The organism is Ruegeria sp. HKCCD6157 (assembly GCF_013110685.1).
Lineage (GTDB): Bacteria > Pseudomonadota > Alphaproteobacteria > Rhodobacterales > Rhodobacteraceae > Ruegeria.
In genome coordinates this window covers 646,545-670,939 of record NZ_WVRB01000001.1, presented here as the reverse complement: position 1 = coordinate 670,939, position 24,395 = coordinate 646,545, and the positions used below count along the sequence as shown (strand labels likewise).

At 58.6% G+C, this 24,395-nt stretch carries 22 protein-coding genes and 1 tRNA gene; 17 read left to right on the top strand and 6 right to left on the bottom strand.

Features of this window, described 5'->3' with window-relative positions; all coding sequences use genetic code 11:
- Window positions 1-39: 39 nt before the first annotated feature.
- From GS612_RS03015 to GS612_RS02960, 12 genes are all read left to right on the top strand, one after another.
- Window positions 40-960: a DUF2927 domain-containing protein gene (locus tag GS612_RS03015; protein WP_171639045.1), complete on the top strand. Its 921-nt coding sequence runs from the start codon at window positions 40-42 to the stop codon at window positions 958-960.
- Window positions 961-982: 22 nt separating this feature from the next.
- Window positions 983-2,131, top strand: a complete 1,149-nt coding sequence (locus tag GS612_RS03010) for an SPFH domain-containing protein (protein WP_171639044.1) — start codon at window positions 983-985, stop codon at window positions 2,129-2,131.
- 9 nt (window positions 2,132-2,140) lie between these two features.
- Entirely contained in the window at window positions 2,141-2,458 is a 318-nt protein-coding gene (locus GS612_RS03005; protein ID WP_171639043.1) for a CPCC family cysteine-rich protein, read from the top strand.
- 7 nt (window positions 2,459-2,465) lie between these two features.
- Window positions 2,466-3,581: a TFIIB-type zinc finger domain-containing protein gene (locus tag GS612_RS03000; protein WP_171639042.1), complete on the top strand. Its 1,116-nt coding sequence runs from the start codon at window positions 2,466-2,468 to the stop codon at window positions 3,579-3,581.
- A 99-nt stretch (window positions 3,582-3,680) separates the two neighbouring features.
- On the top strand, window positions 3,681-4,349 hold the full coding sequence (locus tag GS612_RS02995; RefSeq protein WP_171639041.1) for a nitroreductase family protein: 669 nt from the start codon (window positions 3,681-3,683) through the stop codon (window positions 4,347-4,349).
- 43 nt (window positions 4,350-4,392) lie between these two features.
- Entirely contained in the window at window positions 4,393-4,830 is a 438-nt protein-coding gene (gene dtd, locus GS612_RS02990; protein ID WP_171639040.1) for a D-aminoacyl-tRNA deacylase, read from the top strand.
- Window positions 4,830-5,933 carry a DUF4147 domain-containing protein gene (locus GS612_RS02985; RefSeq protein ID WP_171639039.1) on the top strand — a complete coding sequence of 368 codons (1,104 nt, stop codon included), beginning with the start codon at window positions 4,830-4,832 and terminating at the stop codon, window positions 5,931-5,933. The genes dtd and GS612_RS02985 overlap by 1 nt, the downstream gene beginning before the upstream one ends.
- A gap of 236 nt (window positions 5,934-6,169) precedes the next feature.
- The gene (locus GS612_RS02980) at window positions 6,170-7,753 is read left to right on the top strand and encodes an ABC transporter substrate-binding protein (protein WP_171114721.1); all 1,584 of its coding nucleotides are present in this window, start codon (window positions 6,170-6,172) and stop codon (window positions 7,751-7,753) included.
- 15 nt (window positions 7,754-7,768) lie between these two features.
- Window positions 7,769-8,725: an ABC transporter permease gene (locus tag GS612_RS02975; protein ID WP_152458791.1), complete on the top strand. Its 957-nt coding sequence runs from the start codon at window positions 7,769-7,771 to the stop codon at window positions 8,723-8,725.
- Complete coding sequence (locus GS612_RS02970) at window positions 8,722-9,537, top strand: ABC transporter permease (protein WP_152458793.1); 816 nt, start codon at window positions 8,722-8,724, stop codon at window positions 9,535-9,537. The genes GS612_RS02975 and GS612_RS02970 overlap by 4 nt, the downstream gene beginning before the upstream one ends.
- Window positions 9,534-11,171 (top strand): ABC transporter ATP-binding protein, encoded by a 1,638-nt coding sequence (locus GS612_RS02965; protein ID WP_152458795.1) that lies wholly within the window; start codon window positions 9,534-9,536, stop codon window positions 11,169-11,171. The genes GS612_RS02970 and GS612_RS02965 overlap by 4 nt, the downstream gene beginning before the upstream one ends.
- A gap of 154 nt (window positions 11,172-11,325) precedes the next feature.
- The gene (locus GS612_RS02960; protein WP_171639038.1) at window positions 11,326-12,162 is read left to right on the top strand and encodes an alkaline phosphatase family protein; all 837 of its coding nucleotides are present in this window, start codon (window positions 11,326-11,328) and stop codon (window positions 12,160-12,162) included.
- A 23-nt stretch (window positions 12,163-12,185) separates the two neighbouring features.
- On the opposite strand, the gene GS612_RS02955 is transcribed toward GS612_RS02960, so the two are convergent.
- The 6 genes from GS612_RS02955 to GS612_RS02930 all read right to left on the bottom strand — a co-directional run bounded on the left by GS612_RS02955 (window position 12,186) and on the right by GS612_RS02930 (window position 19,063).
- The gene (locus tag GS612_RS02955; RefSeq protein WP_171639037.1) at window positions 12,186-12,989 is read right to left on the bottom strand and encodes a methyltransferase domain-containing protein; all 804 of its coding nucleotides are present in this window, start codon (window positions 12,987-12,989) and stop codon (window positions 12,186-12,188) included.
- A gap of 98 nt (window positions 12,990-13,087) precedes the next feature.
- Complete coding sequence (locus GS612_RS02950) at window positions 13,088-14,011, bottom strand: alpha/beta hydrolase (protein WP_171639036.1); 924 nt, start codon at window positions 14,009-14,011, stop codon at window positions 13,088-13,090.
- Window positions 14,012-14,023: 12 nt separating this feature from the next.
- Entirely contained in the window at window positions 14,024-15,913 is a 1,890-nt protein-coding gene (locus GS612_RS02945) for an acyl-CoA synthetase (protein WP_152458802.1), read from the bottom strand.
- 160 nt (window positions 15,914-16,073) lie between these two features.
- A complete protein-coding gene (locus tag GS612_RS02940; RefSeq protein WP_171329516.1) occupies window positions 16,074-17,894 on the bottom strand; it encodes an ABC transporter transmembrane domain-containing protein in 1,821 nt (606 codons plus the stop codon).
- Window positions 17,895-18,023: 129 nt separating this feature from the next.
- Window positions 18,024-18,097 (bottom strand) — tRNA-Gly (locus tag GS612_RS02935).
- Window positions 18,098-18,190: 93 nt separating this feature from the next.
- Complete coding sequence (locus GS612_RS02930) at window positions 18,191-19,063, bottom strand: MurR/RpiR family transcriptional regulator (protein ID WP_171114706.1); 873 nt, start codon at window positions 19,061-19,063, stop codon at window positions 18,191-18,193.
- Window positions 19,064-19,166: 103 nt separating this feature from the next.
- Between GS612_RS02930 and GS612_RS02925 the strand changes: the two genes are divergently transcribed.
- The 5 genes from GS612_RS02925 (at window position 19,167) to GS612_RS02905 (ending at window position 24,354) form a co-directional block, all read left to right on the top strand.
- On the top strand, window positions 19,167-19,952 hold the full coding sequence (locus GS612_RS02925; protein ID WP_253286091.1) for an N-formylglutamate amidohydrolase: 786 nt from the start codon (window positions 19,167-19,169) through the stop codon (window positions 19,950-19,952).
- Between the two features lie 16 nt (window positions 19,953-19,968).
- Window positions 19,969-20,487: a TRAP transporter small permease subunit gene (locus tag GS612_RS02920; protein ID WP_152458809.1), complete on the top strand. Its 519-nt coding sequence runs from the start codon at window positions 19,969-19,971 to the stop codon at window positions 20,485-20,487.
- A complete protein-coding gene (locus GS612_RS02915) occupies window positions 20,487-21,812 on the top strand; it encodes a TRAP transporter large permease subunit (protein WP_171205339.1) in 1,326 nt (441 codons plus the stop codon). The genes GS612_RS02920 and GS612_RS02915 overlap by 1 nt, the downstream gene beginning before the upstream one ends.
- Window positions 21,813-21,879: 67 nt before the next feature.
- The gene (locus tag GS612_RS02910; protein WP_171639034.1) at window positions 21,880-22,911 is read left to right on the top strand and encodes a TRAP transporter substrate-binding protein; all 1,032 of its coding nucleotides are present in this window, start codon (window positions 21,880-21,882) and stop codon (window positions 22,909-22,911) included.
- 90 nt (window positions 22,912-23,001) lie between these two features.
- A complete protein-coding gene (locus GS612_RS02905) occupies window positions 23,002-24,354 on the top strand; it encodes a glutamine synthetase family protein (RefSeq protein ID WP_171639033.1) in 1,353 nt (450 codons plus the stop codon).
- The last annotated feature ends 41 nt before the right edge of the window (window positions 24,355-24,395 follow it).

The window sequence follows — 24,395 nt, the reverse complement described above, 5'->3', positions numbered from 1 at the left end:
GGCGTGCGGGCCTTCGGTTACTTGAAAGGGACCTTGGGGATGGTATCGCTTTTGGCTCTGGCCAATTGCGACGAGACCCTGACGTCATCCGTTGTTCCGCAACCTCGCCCGACACCCGTACCCGTGGCAGCCAATGCCTATGTGCCGCCGTCGGCCGCAAGCCAGGATCTGGCGCGTTTTTATCAGCGGGTTGAACGGGATTTGCTGGTGCGGGGGCTTTTGCGCACCGATGGGGGTGGCCCGGACACCCCCTATGATGCCGACGATCTGGCGCGGAATTTCGAAGCGATTGCGTTCTACAGCGAGTATCCGACGCAAAGCGTCTCGGTTGGCTCGCGTCAGACGGACGGGCAACTCAGCCGATGGTCCGGCTCTGTCCGCATACAGACCGAGTTCGGGCCCTCCGTGCTTCCTTCTGCACGGCAGAAAGATGCAGATCAGGTGCGGTCCTTTGCCACCCGACTGGCCAGATTGACCGATCATCCGGTTTCCGTCGTCTCTCGCAACGCCAATTTCCATGTCTTTTTTGCAGGCAAGGATGACAGCGCCTATGTCGTGTCCCGCCTGAAGCAGCTGATCCCGAATATCAGTCAGGACTCGCTGAATCTGGTGGCCAATCCACGTGCTAATTTCGACTGTCTGGTGTTTGCATCGGCAACGACTTCATCACCACACAGATACGTACGTGCCGTATCCCTCATTCGGGCGGAATTGACGGATCTGGGTCGCCAAAGCTGCATTCACGAAGAAATTGCTCAGGGTCTTGGTTTGTCCAATGACAGCCCGACAGCGCGACCTTCGATTTTCAACGATGATGACGAATTTGCCTTGCTGACCAGTCACGACGAAAAGCTGCTGACGATGTTGTATGACCCACGCTTGCAGCCCGGCGTAAGCGTTGATGAAGCGCGACCCATTGTACGAATAATCGCACATGAATTGATGGGTCAGCCGCTCTGACCCCGATGACAGGAGAACCCAGATGGGAATTTTCGATTTTCTGACCGGAGAATTTATTGATGTCATTCATTGGGTGGACGACACCCGTGACACGATGGTCTGGCGGTTCGAGCGCGAAGGCCACGAGATCAAGTATGGCGCCAAGCTGACCGTGCGCGAAGGCCAGGCGGCCGTATTCGTGCACGAAGGCCAGCTGGCCGACGTGTTCACGCCGGGCCTCTACATGCTTGAAACCAACAACATGCCGATCATGACGACGCTGCAACATTGGGATCACGGGTTCCAGTCGCCGTTCAAGTCCGAGATCTATTTCGTCAACACGACCCGGTTCAACGACCTGAAATGGGGCACCAAGAACCCGATCATGCTGCGCGACCCCGAATTCGGCCCCACCCGGATCCGCGCCTATGGCACCTACACGATCCGGGTGAAGGACCCGGCCAAATTTCTGGTCGAGATCGTGGGCACCGATGGCGAATTCACCATGGACGAGATCAGCTTTCAGATCCGCAACATCATCGTGCAGGAATTCAGCCGGGTGATCGCGGGCTCGGGCATTCCGGTTCTGGACATGGCCGCCAACACCGCCGATCTGGGCAAGCTGATCGCAGCCGAGGTTTCGCCCGTGCTGGACGGTTATGGGCTGGAGATGCCGGAATTCTACATCGAAAACATCTCGTTGCCGCCGGCGGTCGAGGCGGCGCTGGACAAGCGCACCTCGATGGGGCTGGCGGGCGATCTGGGCAAGTTCACCCAGTATTCCGCGGCCGAGGCGATGACGGCAGCAGCCAGTTCGCAAAGCGGTGGCGGCGGCATGGGTGCCGGCCTTGGCATGGGCATGGGCATGGCGATGGCGAACCAGATGTCGAACATGGCAGCGGGTCAGCCGTCAGGCCCGTGGGGCGCGCCCGCGCCCGCTGCCCCGCAACCGGCCGCGCAAGTGGCCCCGCCGCCTCCGCCGCCGGTCGAGCATGTGTGGCACATCGCGGTGGACGGTCAGACCAGCGGCCCGTTCTCGAAGGCCAAGATGGGCCGCATGGCCAGTGAGGGCGAGATTACGCGGGACACTTTCGTGTGGACGCCCGGTCAGGACGGCTGGAAGAAGGCCGGTGAGGTGCAGGAGCTGGCGCAGCTGTTCACGATCCTGCCGCCTCCACCGCCCGGCGCCTGAGGGCAGCGCATGGCCGGCCTTGGTAAGCGCTCGAAAAAGAGCAGACGCAAAACGCGCCCCGAACCGCATTTCGTCTGCCCCTGCTGCGACTATGTCACCCTTTCGGAACGTGGAAAGTACCTGATCTGCCCGATCTGCTTCTGGGAGGACGAGGACGTCTACTATGACACCAACCCGCGAGAGCCCTCGGCGGCCAATCACGGCCTGACGCTGGCCGAGGGGCGCCACAATTTCAGAACGATCGGGGCCTGCGAGGCCGCGATGCTGCCGCATGTCCTGCCCGAGGAAGACCGCGCGGACTATCTCTACTTCCCCCTCAAGAACTGAGCGTATCATGACGGATGCCCCTGCCCCATCGCCTGATTTCACGGAACATCGTTTCCCGTGTGACCAGTGCGGCGCGGATTATCGGTTCGATCCGAAATCCGGCACGCTGATCTGCGATCACTGTGGCCATTCCGAACCGATCGGTGCAGGCCCCTGGGGCGGCGCCAGCCTGCGCGAGCTGGATTTCGACGCGGCCATCGCCGACCGCCTGCCTGACAGCGAAATCGAAGAGACGCGGGTTCTGTCCTGCCCGAACTGTGCAGCGCAGGTTGAATTTGATCCCGACACCCATGCTGCGGAATGTCCGTTCTGCGCCACCCCGGTCGTGACGGACACCGGGGTGAACCGGCATATCAAACCGAAAGGCGTTCTGCCCTTTGCGCTGGACGAACGCGCCGCCCACAAAGCCATGAGCGACTGGCTGGGAAGGTTGTGGTTCGCGCCGAACGGGTTGAAGGATTATGCCCGCAAGGGCCGCAGGATGCAGGGCATCTATGTGCCCTACTGGACCTTCGACGCCGATACGAAGTCGGCCTATCGCGGAGAGCGCGGCACAGTCTACTATGAAACCCGCACCGTCATGCGGGATGGCAAACGGGTGCAACAACAGGTGCCCAAGGTCCGCTGGACGCCCAAGTCGGGCCGGGTGGCGCGGTTTTTCGACGACGTGCTGGTGTTGGCCTCAAGGTCCCTGCCCAAGGCTTACACGGATGCTCTGGAGCCTTGGGATCTCCCGGCTCTGGAACCTTACCAGCCAGAGTACCTCGCCGGTTTTCGGGCCGAGGCCTATACGGTCGAGCTGAAAGATGGATATGCCGAAGCACGCGCATATATGGCCCGCGTGATCGAGCGGGACGTGCGATTTGATATTGGAGGCGACAGGCAACGCATCCATGCAGTGGACACCGATGTGCGCGATGTCACGTTCAAACATATCCTGCTGCCGGTCTGGTTGGCGGCGTACAAGTATCGTGGTCAGACCTATCGTTTCGTGGTGAACGGCCGGACCGGCCGGGTTCAGGGAGAGCGCCCTTGGTCGGCAATCAAGATCACGATCGCCGTTGTGCTTGGCCTGCTGGTTGCCGCAGGCATCGGATACCTGATGGCGACCGGACAGCAATGACCTTCAGGAGCCCCAGCTGAAATCTGTGCGGCGGAACCCCTTGAACATCCCCGGCTTCTCACCCATCCTGCCGCCGGCTGCCCCGGAGGAGAAGACGACGTGACCCTGGCCGACCTGAACACGCTTCTGACCGCGCGCCATTCCTGCCGCGCCTTTCGGCCCGACCCGGTGCCACGTGGTGACATCGAACAGATCGTGGCCAGCGCGTCCCGGGTGCCAAGCTGGTGCAATGCGCAACCTTGGCAATTGGTCATCACCAGCAAAGACGAAACCGACAGGTTCCGCGACGCGATGTCAAACGAAGCCAGGAACGGCACGCCGGCCCCCGATCTTCCTTTTCCCGTTTCCTACTCCGGCGTGTATCAAGACCGGCGCCGGACGTGCGGCTGGGCGCTTTACAACGCGGTTGGCATAGAACGGGGGGACCGCGAAGGTTCGGCGCAGCAAATGATGCAGAACTTCGCCCTCTTTGGCGCACCACATTGTGCCATCATCTCAAGCCCGGCAGAGCTGGGACCTTATGGTGCAATGGATTGCGGCGGCTTTGTCACGGCTTTTGCGCTCGCCGCTCAGGCATTGGGCGTGGCAACCATCCCGCAAGCGGCATTGGCGGCGTACAGCCCTTTTTTGCATCAGTATTTTCAGATCCCCGATGACCGGCTGATCCTGTGCGCAATTTCCTTTGGCTATTCGGATATAGATCATCCTGCAAACAGCTTCCGTACGGAACGCGCGGCATTGGGTGACTTTGTGGACTGGCGCGGCTAAACCGTCGCTCAGGCAGGCTCAACGTTTCGGGGGGAGGAACCAAGTGCGCGCATTGCTGCAAAGGGTGACACAGGCCAAAGTGTCGGTCGAAGGCACCGTCATCGGCAAAACTGGCCCCGGGCTCATGATTCTTGTCTGCGCCATGCAGGGCGACAGCAAGGCACAGGCGGAAAAACTGGCCGAGAAAACCGCGAAACTGCGGATTTTCAAGGATGACGCCGGCAAGATGAACCGCTCGCTTCTGGATGTTGAAGGCTCTGCTTTGGTGGTCAGCCAGTTCACACTGGCGGCGGACACCTCCAGCGGCAATCGCCCCGGATTTTCAAACGCGGCCCCGCCCGAGCTGGGAGAGCAGTTGTACAAGGTCTTCGCAGAGCACCTTGCCGCGCAGGGCGTCGCCGTGGAAACCGGCCAGTTCGGCGCGGATATGGCGGTTGAGCTTGTAAATGACGGGCCGGTCACGATCTGGGTGGAGAATTGATGAATATTGAAAAGCAAGCTGTCAGGTTGTGGCAGGCCGGTGTTGATGCCGTCGGCGGGTATGAGGCCACCCTGGCCGCCTTGCCTGATGTCCCGAAACCAGACCGTATTCTGGCCGTGGGCAAACCCGCCGCAGCCATGGCGCGGGCTGCGCTGGAACATTTCGGCGCCATCCCCACGCTTGTGGTCACCAAAGACGGGCATGGCCACGACCTGCCGGCCGGGGTCGAGGTGATCGAAGCATCACACCCCGTTCCGGACGACCGCAGCCTGGCGGGCGGACGGGCCCTGCGCCTGGCCATGGAACAGATGGGGCCCGGATCACATGTGCTGCTGCTGGTCTCGGGCGGCGCGTCATCCCTGGCCGAGGACCTGCTTCCCGGAACTTCGCTGGCGGATCTCGAGGCGTTGAACCGTGAGCTGCTGTCGAAGGGGCTGGATATCCGCGCAATGAATGCCGAGCGGCGCAAGCTGTCGCGCATCAAGGGCGGCGGCCTGCTGTCCCATTTCGCCGGAGACCGCGCCACCGTTCTGGCGATTTCGGATGTGCCCGGAGACGATCTGAACGTCATCGGATCGGGAATCGGAGCATTGCCCGACACTCATTCCTTTGCCGCCAGCACCCGGATCGTCGCTTCGAACGCGCATGCCCGCAATGCCGCCGCCAAAGCAGCGGAAACAATGGGGCTGAGGGTTTTGACCAATGATGAGGCCCTGCACGACGACTATTTGCAGGTCGCGGCGCGTCTTGGGCCCATGCTGCGCGGAATGGAAAAGGGCGTGATGATCTTTGGCGGAGAACCGACCGTGGTCTTGCCTGATCACCCGGGACGTGGCGGTAGAAATCAGGCCCTTGCGCTTGCTTTGGCAAAAGAGATCGCGGGACAAACGGATCTTGCGGTGATTGTGGGCGGCACCGACGGCACGGATGGCCCGACAAATGCGGCGGGTGGAATCATAACCGGAGCAACCTGGGGTGAGGGCGCCGAACGCGCCCTTCGCAAAGCCGATAGCGGGTCTTTCCTGGAAAAAGTCCAAGGCCTGCTGACAACCGGGCCAACCGGCACCAATGTCATGGATCTGGTTGTCGCGATACGTGGATGAATTGACGCTTATCATGCCGCTTTGGCCCGCAATCGACCAGAAACTACCCGAAAATGCAGAATGTATCTGAACACCCACTCAGCAATTGCCGCACACTGGGCAACAAAGCGAAGGCTTCGGCCCTCGGCATTTAGGAGAAATAACCTTGCCCGGTTCGCGGAAATAAGCCAACGTTGACTCATGCGTCAACAAAAAGCCCCCCAAGGGGCTGGAACCACTCAATAGGGAGACACTCAATGAATGAACAAATAACGCATATGGCCGGTCAGGTCACAGCCGGGAAGATGACTCGCCGCGAATTCATGGGGAAAGCCGCGGCCCTGGGTGTTTCGGCGGCGGTGGCCAGCACGATGTTCGCAGACGCAGCACGCGCGGCAGGCCCGAAAAAAGGCGGTGACCTGAAGCTGGGCTTGCAAGGCGGTGAGTCAACAAACTCTTTGGATCCAGCGACTTATGCAAGTTCGGTTCCATACATGAACGGGCGCCACTTTGGCGACGGCTTGGTCGAAGTTGCTGCCGACGGAACAATCGAACCCAGGTTAGCCGAAAGCGTCGAAGGCAGCGCGGATGCCAAGGTTTGGACGTTCAAACTGCGTCAGGGCGTCGAATTCCACAACGGCAAAACCATGACCAGCGAGGACGTGCTGAAGACAATGCAGCGCCACTCGAACGAAGACTCCAAGTCTGGTGCCCTTGGTATCATGAAGGGCATCGAGTCAATGAAAGCCGATGGCGACAATTTCCAGGTCACTCTGTCCGAGCCAAACGCTGACCTTCCGTACCTGATGGCCGACTACCACCTGATCATCCAGCCCGATGGCGGCATGGACAATCCCGGAGCAGGTATCGGAACCGGACCATACAAAGTGGAAGTAGACGAACCCGGTGTGCGTCACTTGTTTACAAAGTTTGCGAACTATTGGAATGATGACGGTCATTTTGACAGCGTCGAAAATATCGTAATCAATGACGCAACTGCGCGTACCGCAGCACTACAATCAGGACAGGTTCAACTGATCAACCGAGTAGAACCAAAAGTCGCCGATCTTCTCGGCCGGGCCCCAAACCTGACGGTCCATTCCACGCCCGGACGTGGCCACTATGTCTTTGTTATGCATGTGGATACTGCACCTTTTGACAATCACGATCTGAGGATGGCGCTGAAATACGCAATCAATCGCGAGGAAATGGTAGATAAGATTCTGCGTGGATATGGTTCGGTCGGGAACGATATGCCGATTAACGCAGCCTATCCTCTGTTTGATGAAACAATTCCTCAACGCGAGTTCGACCTTGAAAAGGCGGCAGAACACTACAAGAAGTCGGGACATGACGGATCGCCCATCGTTCTTCGGACATCCGACGTCGCGTTCCCAGGGGCGGTGGATGCGGCAGCTCTATTCCAGCAAACAGCCGCCCAAGCTGGTATTACCCTCGATATCAAGCGTGAACCCGGTGACGGCTATTGGAATGAAATCTGGAACGTTCAGCCGTTCTGCGCATCATATTGGAGTGGACGTCCTGTCCAGGATCAGATGTACGCCACGACCTACCTTTCCAGCTCAGACTGGAACGATACGCGCTTCAAGGTTCCAGCTTTTGATGATCTCTTGTTTGCGGCTCGTGCTGAATTGGATCCCGCAAAACGCAAGGAGCTATACTCGCAGATGGGTATGATGATCAGGGATGATGGCGGCTTGATTTGCCCGATGTTTAACGACAGTGTCGAGGGCATGAGCAACCTGTTGGATGGATGGGAATCGAACCCGGGGCTTGAGTTGATGAATGGCCAAGTTTCGCGTCAATTGTGGTTCGTCTGATACGGGCTTCGGATAATGCATCCTATCATAAAACTGGTTTCCCAGCGCCTCGCGCTGGGAATTCTATTGCTTTTCGGCGCTTCGGCCTTGATTTTTGGCCTGACCGAAGCTCTTCCCGGAGACGCCGCGCAAGCCGTCCTGGGGCAGTCCGCAACCCCCGAGGCCTTGGCCAACCTTCGCGAAGAAATGGGCCTGAACCGCCCAGCCCTGACCCGTTATTTTGAATGGCTGGGCGGCATCGTTCAGGGCGACCTTGGCCAATCGCTGACCAACAAGCTTGATATTGCCGAGAGCATCGGAAAACGCCTCGGGAACACGTTGTTCCTGGCTTGTGTCGCGGCAATCGTATCCGTCCCGCTTGCGATCTTTCTGGGTCTTCTGGCTGTCCGGTTCCGCAATCGCTGGCCCGACAAACTGATTTCCGCCGTCACGCTGACAACGGTTTCCATCCCCGAGTTCCTGATCGGCTACGTCGTGATCTACTACATCTCAGTCAAGCTGGGATGGTTTTCCTCGCTTGCGATGATCAACGACTCGATGTCGTTCTGGCAAAAACTGAACGCGATTGCGCTGCCGGCCTTCGTTCTGACACTGGTGGTCCTGGCGCAGATGATGCGGATGACCCGCGCTGCAATTCTGAACCTCATGCAATCAGCCTATATCGAAACGGCCGAACTCAAGGGTCTGAGCACGTTTCAGGTCATTGCGCGGCATGCCTTTCCCAACGCAATTTCGCCCATCGTGAACGTTGTCATGCTGAACCTCGCCTACCTCGTTGTTGGCGTCGTCGTGGTCGAAGTCGTGTTCGTCTATCCCGGCATGGGGCAGTACCTTGTGGACGCCGTGACCAAACGTGACGTGCCGGTTGTTCTGGCCTGCGGCGTGGTGTTCGCGGCTGTTTACATCGGCCTGAACATGGTCGCGGATATCGTCTCGATCCTCGCCAACCCAAGACTGAGGCATCCGAAATGAAAAACATCCCGATTTCGGCACTGATTGGCCTCATATTCACCGGCGCCTATTTCTTCGTGGCCATTGCTGCCCCGTTGATCGCGCCTTACGGGATGGCGGAAGTGGTCGGCGATGTATGGGAGCCGGCCAGCGCCGAACACCTGCTGGGCACCGACAATATCGGCCGCGACCTGCTGACCCGCATGATCTATGGCGGTCGCACGACGATCTTCATTGCCGCCGCAGCAACATTGCTCAGCTTCTTGACCGGCACATCGCTTGGTCTTCTGGCCGCCGTTCTGGGCGGTTGGGCGGATCAGGCGCTTAGCCGGACGGTCGATCTGATCATGTCGATCCCTACCCTGATCCTTGCGCTGGTCATTCTGGCCATCGTTCCGGTCACCGTCCCAATCCTGATCCTTGTCATGGGTCTTCTGGATGCGACACGTCCCTATCGCCTCTCGCGGTCCGTCGCCGTGGACATCAACGTGATGGACTATGTCGAAGCCGCCAAACTGCGTGGTGAGGGGCGGACATGGATCATCTTCCGGGAAATCCTGCCGAACGCATTGTCACCGCTGGTGGCCGAGTTCGGCCTGCGGTTCATTTTCATGGTGCTGTTCATCTCTACCCTGTCCTTCCTGGGTCTCGGCGTTCAACCGCCGCTGGCCGACTGGGGTGGCATCGTGAAGGAAAACAAGGACGGCATCGTGTATGGCATTGGCGCGGCCCTGTACCCCGCGGTGGCCATCGCGACGCTCGCGATCTCGGTCAACCTTGTGGCTGACTGGATCCTGAACCGAACCACATCGTTGAAAGGAGGTCGGGGATGAGTGATACCCTTCTCAAGGTCCGTGACCTCAAGATCGGTGCGACCGTTTACCCACCGGGTGAGAAACCCCATGACATCGAAATCGTGCACGGGGTCAGCTTTGACCTCGAGCGCGGCAAAGTATTGGGTCTGATTGGTGAATCCGGCGCTGGGAAATCCACCATCGGTCTTGCCTCGATGGCCTATGGCCGGGGTGGCGTCGAAATCACCGGCGGTGAGGTCTGGGTCAACGGGCGCGACATTCTGAAATCATCGCATGGCGATATCCGGAATCTGCGCGGGGGTGAGGTTGCCTATGTCTCGCAATCTGCCGCCGCGTCGTTCAACCCGGCCAAGAAGATCATGGATCAGGTTGTCGAAGCGGCTGTCGAGCACAAGAAGTTTTCGCGCAAAGAGGCCGAGGCCCGCGCGCGTGAGCTGTTCGCAAAGCTGGGTTTGCCCGACCCTGACAACATCGGCAACCGTTATCCGCACCAGGTTTCGGGCGGTCAGTTGCAGCGTTGCATGACTGCATTGGCACTGTGTCCTGAGCCCGATCTGGTGGTGTTCGACGAACCGACCACGGCGCTGGATGTTACCACCCAGATCGATGTTCTTATGGCGATCAAGGATGCCATACGCGATACCGGCGTTGCCGCTTTGTACATCACGCATGACCTGGCGGTTGTTGCGCAGGTCAGCGACGATATCATGGTTCTGCGGATGGGTGACACAGTCGAATACGGCAGCACCGATCAGATCATCAACAACCCGCAGGAAGAATATACTCAGGCTTTGGTCTCGGTGCGTTCGATCGAGCACGAAGAAAAGCAGCCCACACCGGAACCACTGCTTACCGTTGACGGGATCACCGCGCGCTACAAGGGACTGAACTTCGACGTGCTGCACAACGTCAATGTCGAGCTTCATCCGGGGCAGACGCTGGCGGTCGTGGGCGAATCCGGTTCGGGCAAATCCACGCTGGCCCGGGTGATCACCGGCCTGTTGCCGCCGCGCGATGGCGAGATCCGTTTTGCCGGTCGCACGCTGTCGCCGGACCTTGCGGGGCGTTCTCGCGAGGATCTGCGCGAGTTGCAGATGATCTATCAGATGGCAGACGTGGCAATGAACCCACGCCAGACCGTCGGCACCATCATCGGCCGCCCGTTGGAGTTCTATTTCAACATGCGTGGCGCTGAAAAGCGCAAGCGGATCATCGAGCTGTTGGATGAGATTGAGTTGGGCGAAAAGTTCATCGACCGCTATCCTGCGGAACTGTCCGGAGGTCAGAAACAGCGGGTCTGTATCGCCCGGTCACTGGCAGCCAAGCCCAAGATGATCATCTGTGACGAGGTCACTTCGGCTCTGGATCCGCTGGTGGCAGACGGGATCCTCAAGCTGCTGCTGGATCTGCAAAAGATCGAAGATGTGGCCTATCTGTTCATCACCCATGATCTGGCGACGGTCCGCGCGATCAGCGACAGCATCGCGGTGATGTATCAGGGTCGCGTGGCCCGTTATGGCTCGAAGAGCCAGGTGCTGAGCCCGCCCTTCGACGATTATACCGACCTGCTGCTCAGTTCGGTGCCTGAAATGCATCTGGGCTGGCTGGAAGAGGTTGTCGCCCATCGCAAGATGGAAAGCGCCGGCAACTGATCCGGTTCGTGACATTTCGATGAAGGTTTGAAATCCCGGCACCTTGTTTGAAGACAGGTGTCGGGATTTTGCTATTGGGGGCGCAAAGTGGCAGCCCGAGGACGTCAAATCTCTTAGGGTCGCCGGAACGCAATGTCTCTCAAAGGGCCTCGACATGGACCGCAAGCTACTTCTCATCATTCTGGACGGTGTCCCCTATCGCAACTTTCGTCGCCTGTTCGGCAATCTCGAAGGCTGGGTCGACAGCGGAGACGCACGGCTTTGGAAACTGCGCGCGGTGCTGCCTTCGACATCGGCCAGTTGCTATGCGTCGATCCACACCGGCGTTACACCGCAAGAGCATGGCTGTACCGGAAATGGAAATGTCTTCCGGCTGAGCCACAAGGACGTGTTCAGCCAGGTGCGTGAAGCCGGCGGCGTGACCGGGGCGGTGACACACAGCTATTGGTCGCAGTTCTTCAACCGTCATCCCTTCGATTACGTCCGCGACATCGAATATGACGAACCCGAAAGCGCGACGATCAACCATGGCCGTTTTCACAGCATGACGGGCTATGGCAAAGCCAATCAGATGACGCCATCCGATGTCGACCTGTATGCCACTCTGACCAATCTGTGCCTTCGTTTCGGGCTGGACTATGGCATTCTGCACACCTGCACGCTGGACAGTATGGGACACCGTTTCTTCCACGATTGTGAAGAAATGGATCACGCTTGCTTTGTCGCCGACGAGATGCTGGCCCCTTTCATCCCCCGCTGGCGCCAGTTGGGATATGAAGTGATCGTCACCGCGGATCACGGCCAGGACGAGCGTGGGCACCACGGCGGGCGCGGCCCGCTGCAACAGGAAACGGCGCTGTATTATTTCGGCGACGCCGAAGGACCGGACTCCGAGACCGTCATAAGCCAATTGCAATTGGCCCCGACCATCCTGAGCCGAATGGGCGCCCCCATTGCAGAGACAATGAAGGCCGAACCGTTTCTGCGGTAACACGCAAGCAGCTTCGGGGCCGCTCATGCGGCCTTCGCAGCCACCACTGTCGCAAACACCTGATATCCGTAAAGGGACCCGTTTCGAGCACGTCTTTCGTGCTCGGCCACAAGCCCCTCTGCCAGTTCTTTTCCGATATCACCCCGCTCGTACATTTGCTTGGTGGTCAGGTCGACCCAAGGCAACATCTGCTCGGGTGTCGAGACAACTCTGCTTTGCACGTCAAAATGTTGCACGGAAAGTCCGGCATCGGAAATCATTGACCTGAGTTTTGCGACGACAAAAGGATCGGTCACAAACTCGCGTACAAATTCCTTTGCACACATATCCAGAGGATCATTCGGAAAGGCACTGAAGGTCGCTTTTGAGAAATCAGCGTCACAGACGATCAAGATCCCATCGGGTTTCAGCACTCTGAAGGCCTCGGCAACCAACGATTTGGGGTCTTCTACATGCGTGAGCACCGTGTGCATGATAACCGCATCGACGGCATCATCCTCCAGCGGAAGCGCGGCACCGTCGGCAACCTTGAAAGTCAGGTTCGAATACTCCTTGGCCCGCGTGTTGGCTTCCGAGACAAATCCTTTCGAAGGTTCGAAACCTATGACCTTCGCCGGGTGGCAGTGTGATGCGATGCGACGTGTGACGGCGCCTGCACCGGCGCCAACTTCAACAACCGTCGATGCATCCGTCAGGTTCAGGTGACCCAGATACGCGGCCACGATCCGCTCCATCGTCGGGTCCGCTTGCCGCTGGTCCATCGAATCCGCAAACAGCTTGATGAATTCAGGCCCTGCGGCATCGACGTTCTGAAAGGGGTCGGCCATAAGGTAAGATCTCCTCGGAAAATTCGAGTGAGCTTACCACAGCCAGCCGGTTTTCGGCATGCAGGCCCCAAAAGGACCAGAGCCTTCAATTCACTGCATCAGTCGTAGGACCAGATCCCCTGCCCCAGCGCTTCTATCGCAACCGAGATACGCTCAAAACTGTCGGCCGCACGTTTCACCGCGGTTCGTGCGCGCAGATACCCGTGCACAAGACCGAATTCATTGATCCAGTGGGCCTGCCCGCCCGCCGCATTGATCCGACTGCAATAAACTTGCCCGTCGTCACGCAGCGGATCGCAATCAGCCGTTACAACCACGGTCGGCGGCAGGTTTGAAAAGTCACTGTCCTGCAATGGCGCATAGGTCGGATCGCCCTGGGGCGGATCGCCCGCGCATCGGACGGTTTCATAGAACCTGATTTCGTCCAACGTCAGCAAGGGGGCCTGGGCATGTTCCTGGTAGGACCCCTGACTGCGGTCCCCTCCGAGGCCCGGATAGATCAGCACCTGCCCCAGAATCCCGTCCAAACGCCCGCGCGCGTAATGGGATACGGCAGCAGCCAGATTTCCACCCGCGCTGTCACCGGCCAAAATCAAAGGGTCTCCGAATTCATTTGCGGCCCAGTTCGCAGCGCTCCAACAGTCATCAAACTGTGCCGGGTGCACATGTTCAGGGCACAGCCGGTAATCGACGGCGACGACCCGGTACCCGGTTTGGGTGCATAATTCAGCGCAAACATCGTCGTGACTTTCCAGACCACCAACAACGAAACCGCCACCATGAAAATAGATGACGGTTCGGGTTGGTTGCCCGGCAGAGTAAATTCGAACCGGAACACCATCGGCCGCCCGGTCCTGAGTTTCAACGCCAGCCGGGCGTGGTTGGCGAAAGTCCTGACACATGGTGTCATAGACACGGCGCTGATCCTCGATCGACAGCTCGACCGCGTCATCGGGATAGCTTTCTGACGTGCGACGTATGAACGCCCAGGTTTCTTCGTCGATCAGGCGTTCATAGTCCATTGTCCCTCCGGCTTATTCAGACCACTCCCATGGCCGGGTGTATACGCCCAGCACTTTTGCAACATCGTCTTCCGAAGATCCGTTCGCGTCAAGCTGCGCAACGAGGCCGCGTTTCTTGTCATCAATGACGGAAACCACCCGCGCCGCCAAACCGGCATCCTCGAGGGCGCCGTTGTAGATACGAGTGATGGCCTGTTTCCGAAGTTCAGGCTTGAACACCTTGCCAACGGCCGTTTTGGGCAGCTCATCCAGAATGGTCATGTGCTTGGGTTGCGCCGCACGTTCATGCACGTGAACCTTGCAGTAATCCATCAGCTCTTTTTCGGTGACAGACGCGCCCTCGACCAGTTCGACAAAGGCGCAGGGAACTTCACCGGAATGCGCATCCGGCTGGCCGATGGCACCGGCAAAAGCGACGGCCTCGTGACCCAGCAAAGCCTCTTCGATCTCGGCAGGGTCGATGTTGTGACCGCCACGAATGATCAGGTCCTTCGCGCGACCGGTGATCCATAGATACCCATCTTCGTCGAAGCGCCCCAGATCGCCCGTGCGCAGGTACTTGTCGAAGTGATACAGGTTAACGTTTTTGTCGGCCTCGGTATAGGTATTGCCCGCATAGACACCAGGGTTCGAGATGCAGATCTCACCGATTTGATCAGTGTCGCACTCGGTCGGTCCGTCTGGCCCATCCTGCAAGATCTTGACGTCTGTATAGGGGAACGGAATACCGATCGATCCGATCTTTTTCTCACCATCCACCGGGTTGCACGAAACCAGACATGTGGCCTCTGTCAGACCGTACCCTTCGACAATGGTGACGCCGGTCGCTTCTTCAAAGCGGCGGAACAGTTCCACCGGCAGCGGGGCCGAGCCCGAGAAGGCCGTTTTTACGCTTGAGATATCGGCATCGACAGGGCGCTGCATCTTGGCTGAAATCGCGGTTGGCACGGTGATGATGAAGCTCACCTTCCAACGCTCGATCAGCTTCCAGAAATTGTCGAACACCCCGTCGCCGCGATATCCCTGTGGCGTCGGGAAAACCACATGGGCACCGGATGATACGGCCGCCATCACAATCACATGCACCGCAAAAACGTGGAACATGGGCAGCGGGCACATGATGACGTCGTTTTCGTCAAACAGAAGCGTGTTCCCCAACCAGCCGTTGTAGATCAGGCCGGAATACTTGTGCTGCGCCACCTTCGGCATACCCGTGGTACCGCCGGTATGGAAATAACAGGCGACACGATCTTCCTTGCTGTCTTCAAACGTCAGCGTCGTCGGTTGCTTGGCCAGTTCCGTGTGGAAGTTCTTGTAATCCGCATGGGCAAGCTTTTCCTTGTCGCCCATCTTGGGGCGCAGAAACGGCACCAGCCATGATTTGGGCGGGGTCAGATACCGGTTCAGATCGATTTCCAGAATGGTATTGACCTTGGGTGCGTGGCGCACCGCCTCTTCGACCTTCTGCGCGACATCTGTTTTTGGGAAAGATTTCAGCGTCACCACGACCTTGGCGCCGGTCTCGCGCAGGATCGCGGCAATCTGTTCCGGTTCAAGCAAGGGGTTGATCGGATTCACGATCCCCGCAACTGCACCACCCATCATCGTGACCAGTGTCTCGTTGCAGTTGGGCAGCACATAAGCGACCACGTCCTTTTCACCCACACCCAGCGAGCGGAACAGGTTCGCCGCCTGGTTGACCTGAGCCAGAAGTTGCGACCAGGTCAGGGTCTCGGCCTTGTCCTTCGGGCCCGAGAACAGTTGGAAGCTCATGGCATTGTGGTTGGGGAACTTCCCTGCGGTGCGCGACAAAAGCTGATGGAAGGTGACGGGCAAATCCCGATCCTCCCACGGCATTTCCTGTTCCATACGCTTCTTGTCTTCCAAACCCACAAAGGCCATGTGGTTCCTCCCGTATTATTCTCCCGCGTTTTGCGCGGGCTTGTTATTCGCAACCAAGATGGAAGCAAAACGAACCTCGCGCAAGCGAGGCCTTAGCCTTCAGGGGGAGTAAAATGTAGAATGACGCTACGGCGAATTCGCAAGTGCCGGAGCGTCACTCTTATTCTGCGGCGACACCATCGGTGAACTGCAACCGGGCAAGGCGTGCATACAGCCCGTCCTGAGACACCAGATCCTCGTGACTGCCTTGTGCAACGATGCGGCCTTCCTCTAGCACGATGATGCGGTCCGCTTTCTTAACGGTCGCCAATCTGTGCGCGACGATCAGGGTCGTGCGCCCGGCACGCATCTTGTCCACCGCGCCCTGCACTGCGCGTTCGCTTTCCGCATCCAGCGCTGAAGTCGCCTCGTCCAGCAGCAGAACCGGCGCGTCGCGCAGGATTGCGCGGGCAATGGCAATACGCTGCTTCTGCCCGCCAGACAGCATGACACCGCGTTCGCCGACAAAGCTGTCATATCCTTGGGGCAAGGCCGCAATAAAATCATGCGCGGCAGCGGCCCGGGCGGCGGCCTCGACTTCAGCATCCGAGGCATCCAGACGGCCAAAGCGGATGTTTTCCCGCGCGGATGCAGCAAAGATCACAGGATCCTGAGGCACCAGAGCCATGTGGCGGCGGAAATCTGACCGGTTGATGTCGCGCAGATCAAGACCGTCCAGCGTCACGCGGCCCGAGTTCGGATCATAGAACCGCTGGATCAGTTGGATCACGGTTGTTTTTCCTGCCCCGGATGGCCCGACGAATGCGACCGTCTCGCCTGGCTTCACCAGAAGTGACAGATGATCCAATGCAACCGTATCGGGCCGCGCGGGATAGCGGAAGCTGACATCTTCAAACCGGATTTCGCCCTGAATGTTCTTGGGAAGCGCTTTGGGATTGGCAGGGTCGGTCACGGTATCTTCTGCATGCAGCAGCTCGACCAGACGTTCGGTGGCCCCTGCGGCACGCTGAAGTTCGCTCCAGATTTCGGACAGGGCCGCGACCGAGCCCGCCATGATGATCGAATAGATGACGAACTGGATCAGAACGCCTTCGGTCATCACGCCATTTCGTACGTCATTGGCACCCATCCACAGAACGCCCACGATGCCCGAGAAAACCAGGAAGATCACGATCACCGTCAGCACCGCGCGGGTCTGTATGCGGCGCAGCGAGACGCTGTAAGATGTCTCGGTCATCTCACTGAACTGCTGGCGGCTGGCCTGTTCATGAGAAAATGCCTGAACGGTCTGTACCGCGCCCAATGCCTCACCCGCGTTGCCGGACGAGGCCGCGATCCAGTCCTGATTCTCGCGGCTGATCACGCGCAGACGGCGACCAAGTACAAGGATCGGCACGATGACCACCGGGATCAGCAACAATACCAGCCCGGTCAGCTTGGCGGATGTCAGCAGCATCAGAACCAGCCCACCGACGAACATCAGTATGTTTCGCAGGGCAATGGACACGGACGAGCCGAGAACAGATTGGATCAGCGTCGTGTCAGTGGTGATCCGGCTCAGCACCTCACCGGTCATGATTCGCTCATAGAATTCCGGGCTCATACCGATGACCCGATCAAACACCGCCTTGCGGATATCGGCCACTACCCGTTCGCCCAGACGGGTCACAAGCGCATACCGAATACCGGTGCCCACGGCCAGAACGGCAGCGATGACCAGCGCGGCCAGAAAATACCAATCCAGAAGCTCTCCATCCTGAATTCGGAAATTGTCGACCACGCGCCGCACCGCCAATGGCAGCGTCAGGGTCATGCTGGCCGTCAGAATCAACGCCAGCGTCGCGCCGATCATCAGGAATTTGTAGGGTTTCATGAACGGCCAAAGCGAGGCCAGAACCCCAATCTTCTTTGAACGGGCGCGTTCCTCGGAGGCTCCGGGCGCGGCGGTATGCGTTGGCTTGCTGGCGGCTTGTCTTGCCATGTCTGGCCCTTGTATCCTGAACCGTACTGAGTGACCGCTTTCTTGGAGGTAGCGGCAGGTATGGTCAAGCATCACAACCGCAATCGGCAGGTCGAAAGGGCCATTTGACGCAGAATTTCAGGGAAGGCGTGGAGCGGGTAGACGGAATCGAACCGACATAGCCTGCTTGGAAGGCAGGGGCTTTACCATTAAGCTATACCCGCAAATGGTTTGCGCTGGTTAAGTCATGCTTTCGGGATCGTCAAGCCGGAAGTGGCAAATTTAGTGGCGCAATTTTTCCGACACTGCTCGGCCCGTCAGTCCTGATTGCGAAATATCCGGGTCGAGGAAAAGAACCGCTCCAGTTCTTCGATCCGCTCCTTGCTTTCTTCCCAACGCGCCTCCTGCACTTCGGCAATCAGCGTTTCCGAGATCAACTGCAAGGCAATGGTCGAATCCCAACTGGATGGCGCCTCGACCAATGCGTGGAATGAATAATTGGCGGTCTTTCCGATCGGCGAACCCCATTGATCCGTAAACAGAACAACGGTGACGCCGCGGCCCGAGGCAACCTGTGCCAGCTTCTCCAGATGCGCCTCGTAACGGCGGATGTCGAAGATCACCAGAACGGATGATTCATCCATATCCAGAAGGTATTGCGGCCAGACATTCGCCGAATTGCCCAGCATCGTGACGTTGGGCCGGATGATCTGCATGTGATTGAACAGATAATCCGCATTTGACCGCGTGATGCGGCCACCAACGACGTAAAGATGGCGCTCTGTCTCGGCCAAAAGACGCGCGACGGCATCGAACATCTCTTTGTCCAGACGTTCCAGCGTGTGGCGCATGTTGGTCCATACCGCCTGGGCAAAACGCGTTGTCGGATGTTCTGCCTCATCATCCACAACCCAGGCGTCCCGTTTTGAGATCGGCTTTTTGATCTGCGCCGCAACCTCTTCGCGCAGCGCATCCTGCAAGTCGGGGAACCCGTCAAACCCAAGCTTGCGCGCCATGCGAATGACGGTCGGGGTCGAAACTTGCGCCGCAGCGGCCAGCTTGGTGATCGATTGCAAACCGGCCATCGGATAATCCTGCAACAGGACCGAGGCCAATTGACGTTCAGACCGTGTCAGATCGTCCAGCTCATCCTGAATCCTCTGTTTGACAAGTTTGGCAACGGTGGCCATCGGCGCCCTCGTTTCTTGAATTTGTTACAGAATATGTTCGTTTGAAATTTTGTCTACAGAAATTTTCTTGACAGGTGAGAAGTTGCTGTAACAAATGCTACCTATGCGTCACGAGACCGAGTCATCATTGCTTTTGCCGACCGAAGCCCCGGCAGCCCGCGTGCTCAATGCGCACGGTCGCACGCCTGCCGTGCTGATATGCGAACATGCAAGCCGGTTTATTCCGGCCGCGCTGGATGGACTGGGGCTGGATGAGGCGGCGGCCAGCTCTCACGCGGCCTGGGACATCGGCGCGCTGGACCTGTCGGTGGAGCTGATGGGCGCTTTGGATGCGCCGCTGGTCCACTCGCGCGTCAGTCGCCTTGTTTATGACTGCAACCGCCCGCCCGAACGCGAAGATGCCATGCCGCAAGTCAGCGAAGTGTTTTCCATTCCCGGCAACATGAACCTGACAGATGCTCAGCGCGCCCAGCGGGTTCGCGACGTGTATGAACCTTTCAAAACGCTGGTTTCATCCACTTTGGACGAACGGCCTGAACCTCCGGTTGTCATCACGATCCACAGCTTCACGCCCGTCTACAAGGGAACCCCCCGAACGGTAGAGCTGGGGATTCTTCATGACGAAGACGACCGCGCCGCGCAGCTGATGCTGAGCCACGCGGAAAGCTCGGGATTGCGCGTGGCTTTGAACGAACCTTACTCGGCGACGGATGGCGTCACGCACACGTTGCGCGAACACGCGGTCCGGCGCGGGCTTCCAAATGTCATGATCGAAGTCCGAAACGATCTGATCGACACAGCAGAAGGCGTAAACCGCATTGCGGGATTGCTTACGCCAATTCTGCAATCGGTCATCCAAGACTTATCGCACGCAGAGGCGAAACCATGAGAGCAGAGGTATCGGGATGAATTTCATGCGGGGATATGTGGCGGTCATTGACCGCACGAACCGCTGGATCGGACGCTTCGTCATGTACGGCATCTTCGTCATGATGGGCATCCTGCTCTGGTCCTCGATTTCAAAAACCTTTTTCCTGCCATCGCTGTGGACCCTGGAAATGGCCCAGTTCGCAATGGTCGCCTACTACATTCTGGGCGGACCCTATTCGATCCAGATGGGATCCAACGTCCGCATGGACCTTCTGTACGGCGAATGGTCCGACCGTCGTCGCGCGTGGACGGATGCGATCACCGTCCTTTTCCTGATCATCTACCTGGGCGTGATGATCTACGGCGGATACGACTCGCTGAGCTATTCGCTGCAATATGGCGAACGCAGCCCGACCGCGTGGCGTCCATACCTGTGGCCAATCAAGGTCATCATGGTCGTGGGCCTGTTCCTGATGTTGCTTCAGGCGATCTCGGAACTGTTCAAAGATATTCTGCGCCTCAGGGGCGATGACATCCCGCGCGAGGTGATCTGATGTCGTACGAATTGATCGCCATCCTGATGTTTTCGACCATGATGCTGATGCTGCTGACCGGGCAGCGCGTTTTTGGCGCGATTGGTTTTGTCGCCGTGATGGCCGCCCTGTTTCTGTGGGGGGATCGCGGCGGCTATGACATTGGCTTTTCGGCCGCCATGAAGCTGATGAAATGGTATCCGCTGCTGACCCTGCCGATGTTCATCTTCATGGGCTACGTTCTGGCCGAGTCAAAAATTGCAGACGATCTGTACAAGATGTTCCACGTCTGGATGGGCGGCCTGAACGGTGGGCTCGCAATCGGCACGATCGGTCTTATGGTGCTGATTTCGGCCATGAACGGGCTGAGTGTCGCGGGCATGGCCATCGGCGCGACCATTGCGCTGCCGGAACTGCTGAAACGTGGCTATGACAAGAAAATGGTGACCGGTGTGATACAAGCCGGATCGTCATTGGGCATCCTTGTGCCGCCCTCCGTCGTGCTGGTTCTTTACGCGATGATCGCGCGCCAGCCTGTCGGGCAGCTCTGGCTTGCAGGGCTGCTTCCCGGGCTGATGATGGCCGCCATGTTCATCCTTTACATCGTGATCCGCTGCCGCATCAACCCGGCCTTGGGGCCCGCCTTGTCAGCCGAGGAGCGCGACGTGCCCATGGCAGAGAAACTGCGCCTGTTGCGTGCGGGCCTGCTGCCCTTGGGCATTTTCGCCGCGATGATGGTGCCCTTCGTCAACGGCTGGACCTCGCTGGTCGAAAGCTCGGCCATCGGAGCGTTGACGGCGTTCGCCGCGGCCATCCTCAAGGGCCGTATGACACGTGAGGTTTTCGAGACGTCTGTACGGTCAACGCTGGGCATCACCTGTATGTTCATGTGGATCATCCTGGCTGCGCTTGCCTTTGGCGCTGTTTTCGACGGTTTGGGCGCCGTTCGGGCAATCGAGAACCTGTTTACCGAACGGCTGGGCCTCAACCCATGGGTGATCCTGATCTTGATGCAGCTCAGCTTTATTCTGATGGGCACGTTTCTGGACGATACGGCCATGCTGGTGATCGTCGCGCCTTTGTACGTGCCGCTCGTGGGTGCATTGGGGTTCGACCTGATCTGGTATGGGGTTCTGTACACGATCACCACCCAGATCGCCTATATGACGCCGCCCTTCGGCTACAACCTGTTCCTGATGCGCGCGATGGCGCCGCCAGAGATATCGCTGCGCGACATTTACGGTTCGATCCTGCCCTTCGTGATGGTGATGACACTGGCGCTGGCGATCATCATGACGTTCCCGCAGATCGCACTGTGGCTGCCTGAATACATCTACAACAAATGATCCCGGATCAAACCGGGGCTTCGCGGGCAATCCCCGCACAATCGAAACTGACCAACGGAGAGAGAGAATGACGAACAGACGTACATTTCTGAAAGGTGCTGCGGCCGCTCCCGCCGCTGCTCTGGCGACGCCTGCACTGGCGCAATCGACCATCAGATGGCGGATGCAGACCTATGCCGGCCCGGCGCTGGCCGAACACGTGATCGACCCGGCCATCAAGATGTTCAACACGATCGCCGGTGACCGGATGCAGATCGAGCTGTTCTATGCCGACCAGCTGGTTCCCACGGGCGAGCTGTTCCGCGCCATGCAGCGCGGCACGATTGATGCCGTGCAGTCGGATGATGACTCGATGGCGTCGCCCACCGAGGTCACCGTGTTCGGCGGCTATTTCCCCTTTGCCTCGCGCTACTCGCTGGACGTGCCGGTTCTGTTCAACCAGTACGGGCTGAACGAGATCTGGGACGAGGAATACTCGAAAGTCGGCGTCAAGCACATCTCGGCCGGTGCCTGGGATCCGTGCCACTTTGCAACGAAGGAACCGATCAACAGCCTGGCGGACCTTCAGGGCAAACGTGTGTTTACCTTCCCGACCGCGGGCCGCTTCCTGTCTCAGTTCGGCGTTGTGCCGGTCACCCTGCCCTGGGAAGACATCGAAGTTGCGGTTCAAACCGGCGAGCTGGACGGCATCGCGTGGTCCGGTATCACCGAAGACTACACAGTCGGCTGGGCGGATGTGACCAACTACTTCCTGACCAACAACATCTCGGGTGCCTGGGCCGGTTCGTTCTTTGCCAACATGGACCGCTGGAACGAGCTGCCCGAAGATTTGCAGACCCTGTTCCGCGTCTGCACCGATCAGTCCCACTATTATCGTCAATGGTGGTACTGGGGCGGTGAAGCCAGCCTGCGCGTCAACGGAGACAAGATGCAGCTGACGTCGATTCCGGACGAAGAATGGGCAACCGTCGAAGCTGCGGCCGTTGCCTTCTGGGACGAGATCGCAGCCGAATCTGAAACCAAGGCGAAGGTTGTTGAAATCTTCAAACAGTACAACGCCGACATGCTCAAGGCTGGACGGCCCTACCGCTACGGCTAAGACTTGGCCAAGCGACCCGCCCCTTGCATGGGGGCGGGTCTGACTGAACGAATGGCCGATGAAGGATTTCGGCAAAGACAAAGGTGGCACATGCTCACGTTCGAACATCTTAAAACGCAGGTATCCGAAGGTTCGGTTGATACGGTTCTGGTCTGCATGGTGGACATGCAGGGCCGGTTGATGGGCAAACGCTTTCACGCGGGCCATTTCGTGGCAGGCGCATGGGAAGAGACCCATTGCTGCAACTACCTGCTGGCCACCGATCTGGAGATGGCGACACCCGATGGCTATGCCTCGACCAGTTGGGAACGGGGTTATGGCGATTATGTCATGAAACCTGACCTCAGCACCCTGCGCCCGGTGCCGTGGCTTGAAGGCACGGTGATGGTGATGTGTGACGTGCTGGATCATCACACGCACGAGGAAGTGCTGCACGCGCCGCGCTCAATCCTGAAAAAACAGGTCAGCCGTTTGAAAGCCATGGGCTATGACGCCATGACGGCGACCGAGCTTGAGTTTTTCCTGTTTGAGAAAAGCTTTGACCAGATCCGCAAGGAAGGTTTCCGGGATTTGGAGCCGATCTCGGGCTATAACGAAGACTATCATATCCTTCAGACCACCAAGGAAGAGCATGTGATGCGTCCGATCCGCAACCATCTGTGGGATGCGGGCATTCCGGTTGAGAACTCCAAAGGTGAGGCCGAGACCGGGCAGGAAGAGCTGAACATCAAATACGCACCCGCGATGGAAACAGCCGAGTATCATTCGATCGCCAAGAACGCTGTGAAGGAGATCGCGTGGCAACATGGTCACGCAGCGACGTTCCTGCCGAAATGGCACCACGAGAAAGTTGGTAGCTCGTCCCATGTGCACCAGTCACTATGGGCGGATGGACAGCCTGCCTTCTATGACGCCGGGGACGATCTAGGCATGTCGGCGCTGATGAAAAGCTATATGGCTGGGCTGCTGAAATATGCCCCTGATTACACCTATTTCATGGCACCTTACATCAACAGTTACAAACGCTTCATGAAAGGCACCTTCGCGCCAACGCGGATCATCTGGTCCGTGGACAACCGCACCGCCGGGTTCCGCCTGTGCGGTGACGGTACCAAGGCCGTACGCGTCGAGTGCCGAATTCCGGGCTCGGATATGAACCCCTATCTGGCGATGGCTGGCATGCTGGCGGCAGGGATCGCGGGCATCGAGGAAGGGCTGGATCTGCAACCGCCGACCAAGGGCGACGTTTACCAAGGTGAGACTGCGATGATCCCGGGCAACCTTCGCGCCGCGCGGGATGCGCTGCACGGATCGGTCATGTTGCGCGCGGCCATGGGAGATGACGTCGTCGACCACTATACCCGTGCCGCGGAGGTCGAGATCGAGGAGTTCGAACGCGTGGTCACGGATTGGGAAATCGCCCGCGGATTCGAGCGGGCGTAAGGTCGGGACGCGCTGGGGGCTCTGCCCCCAGACCCCCGGGA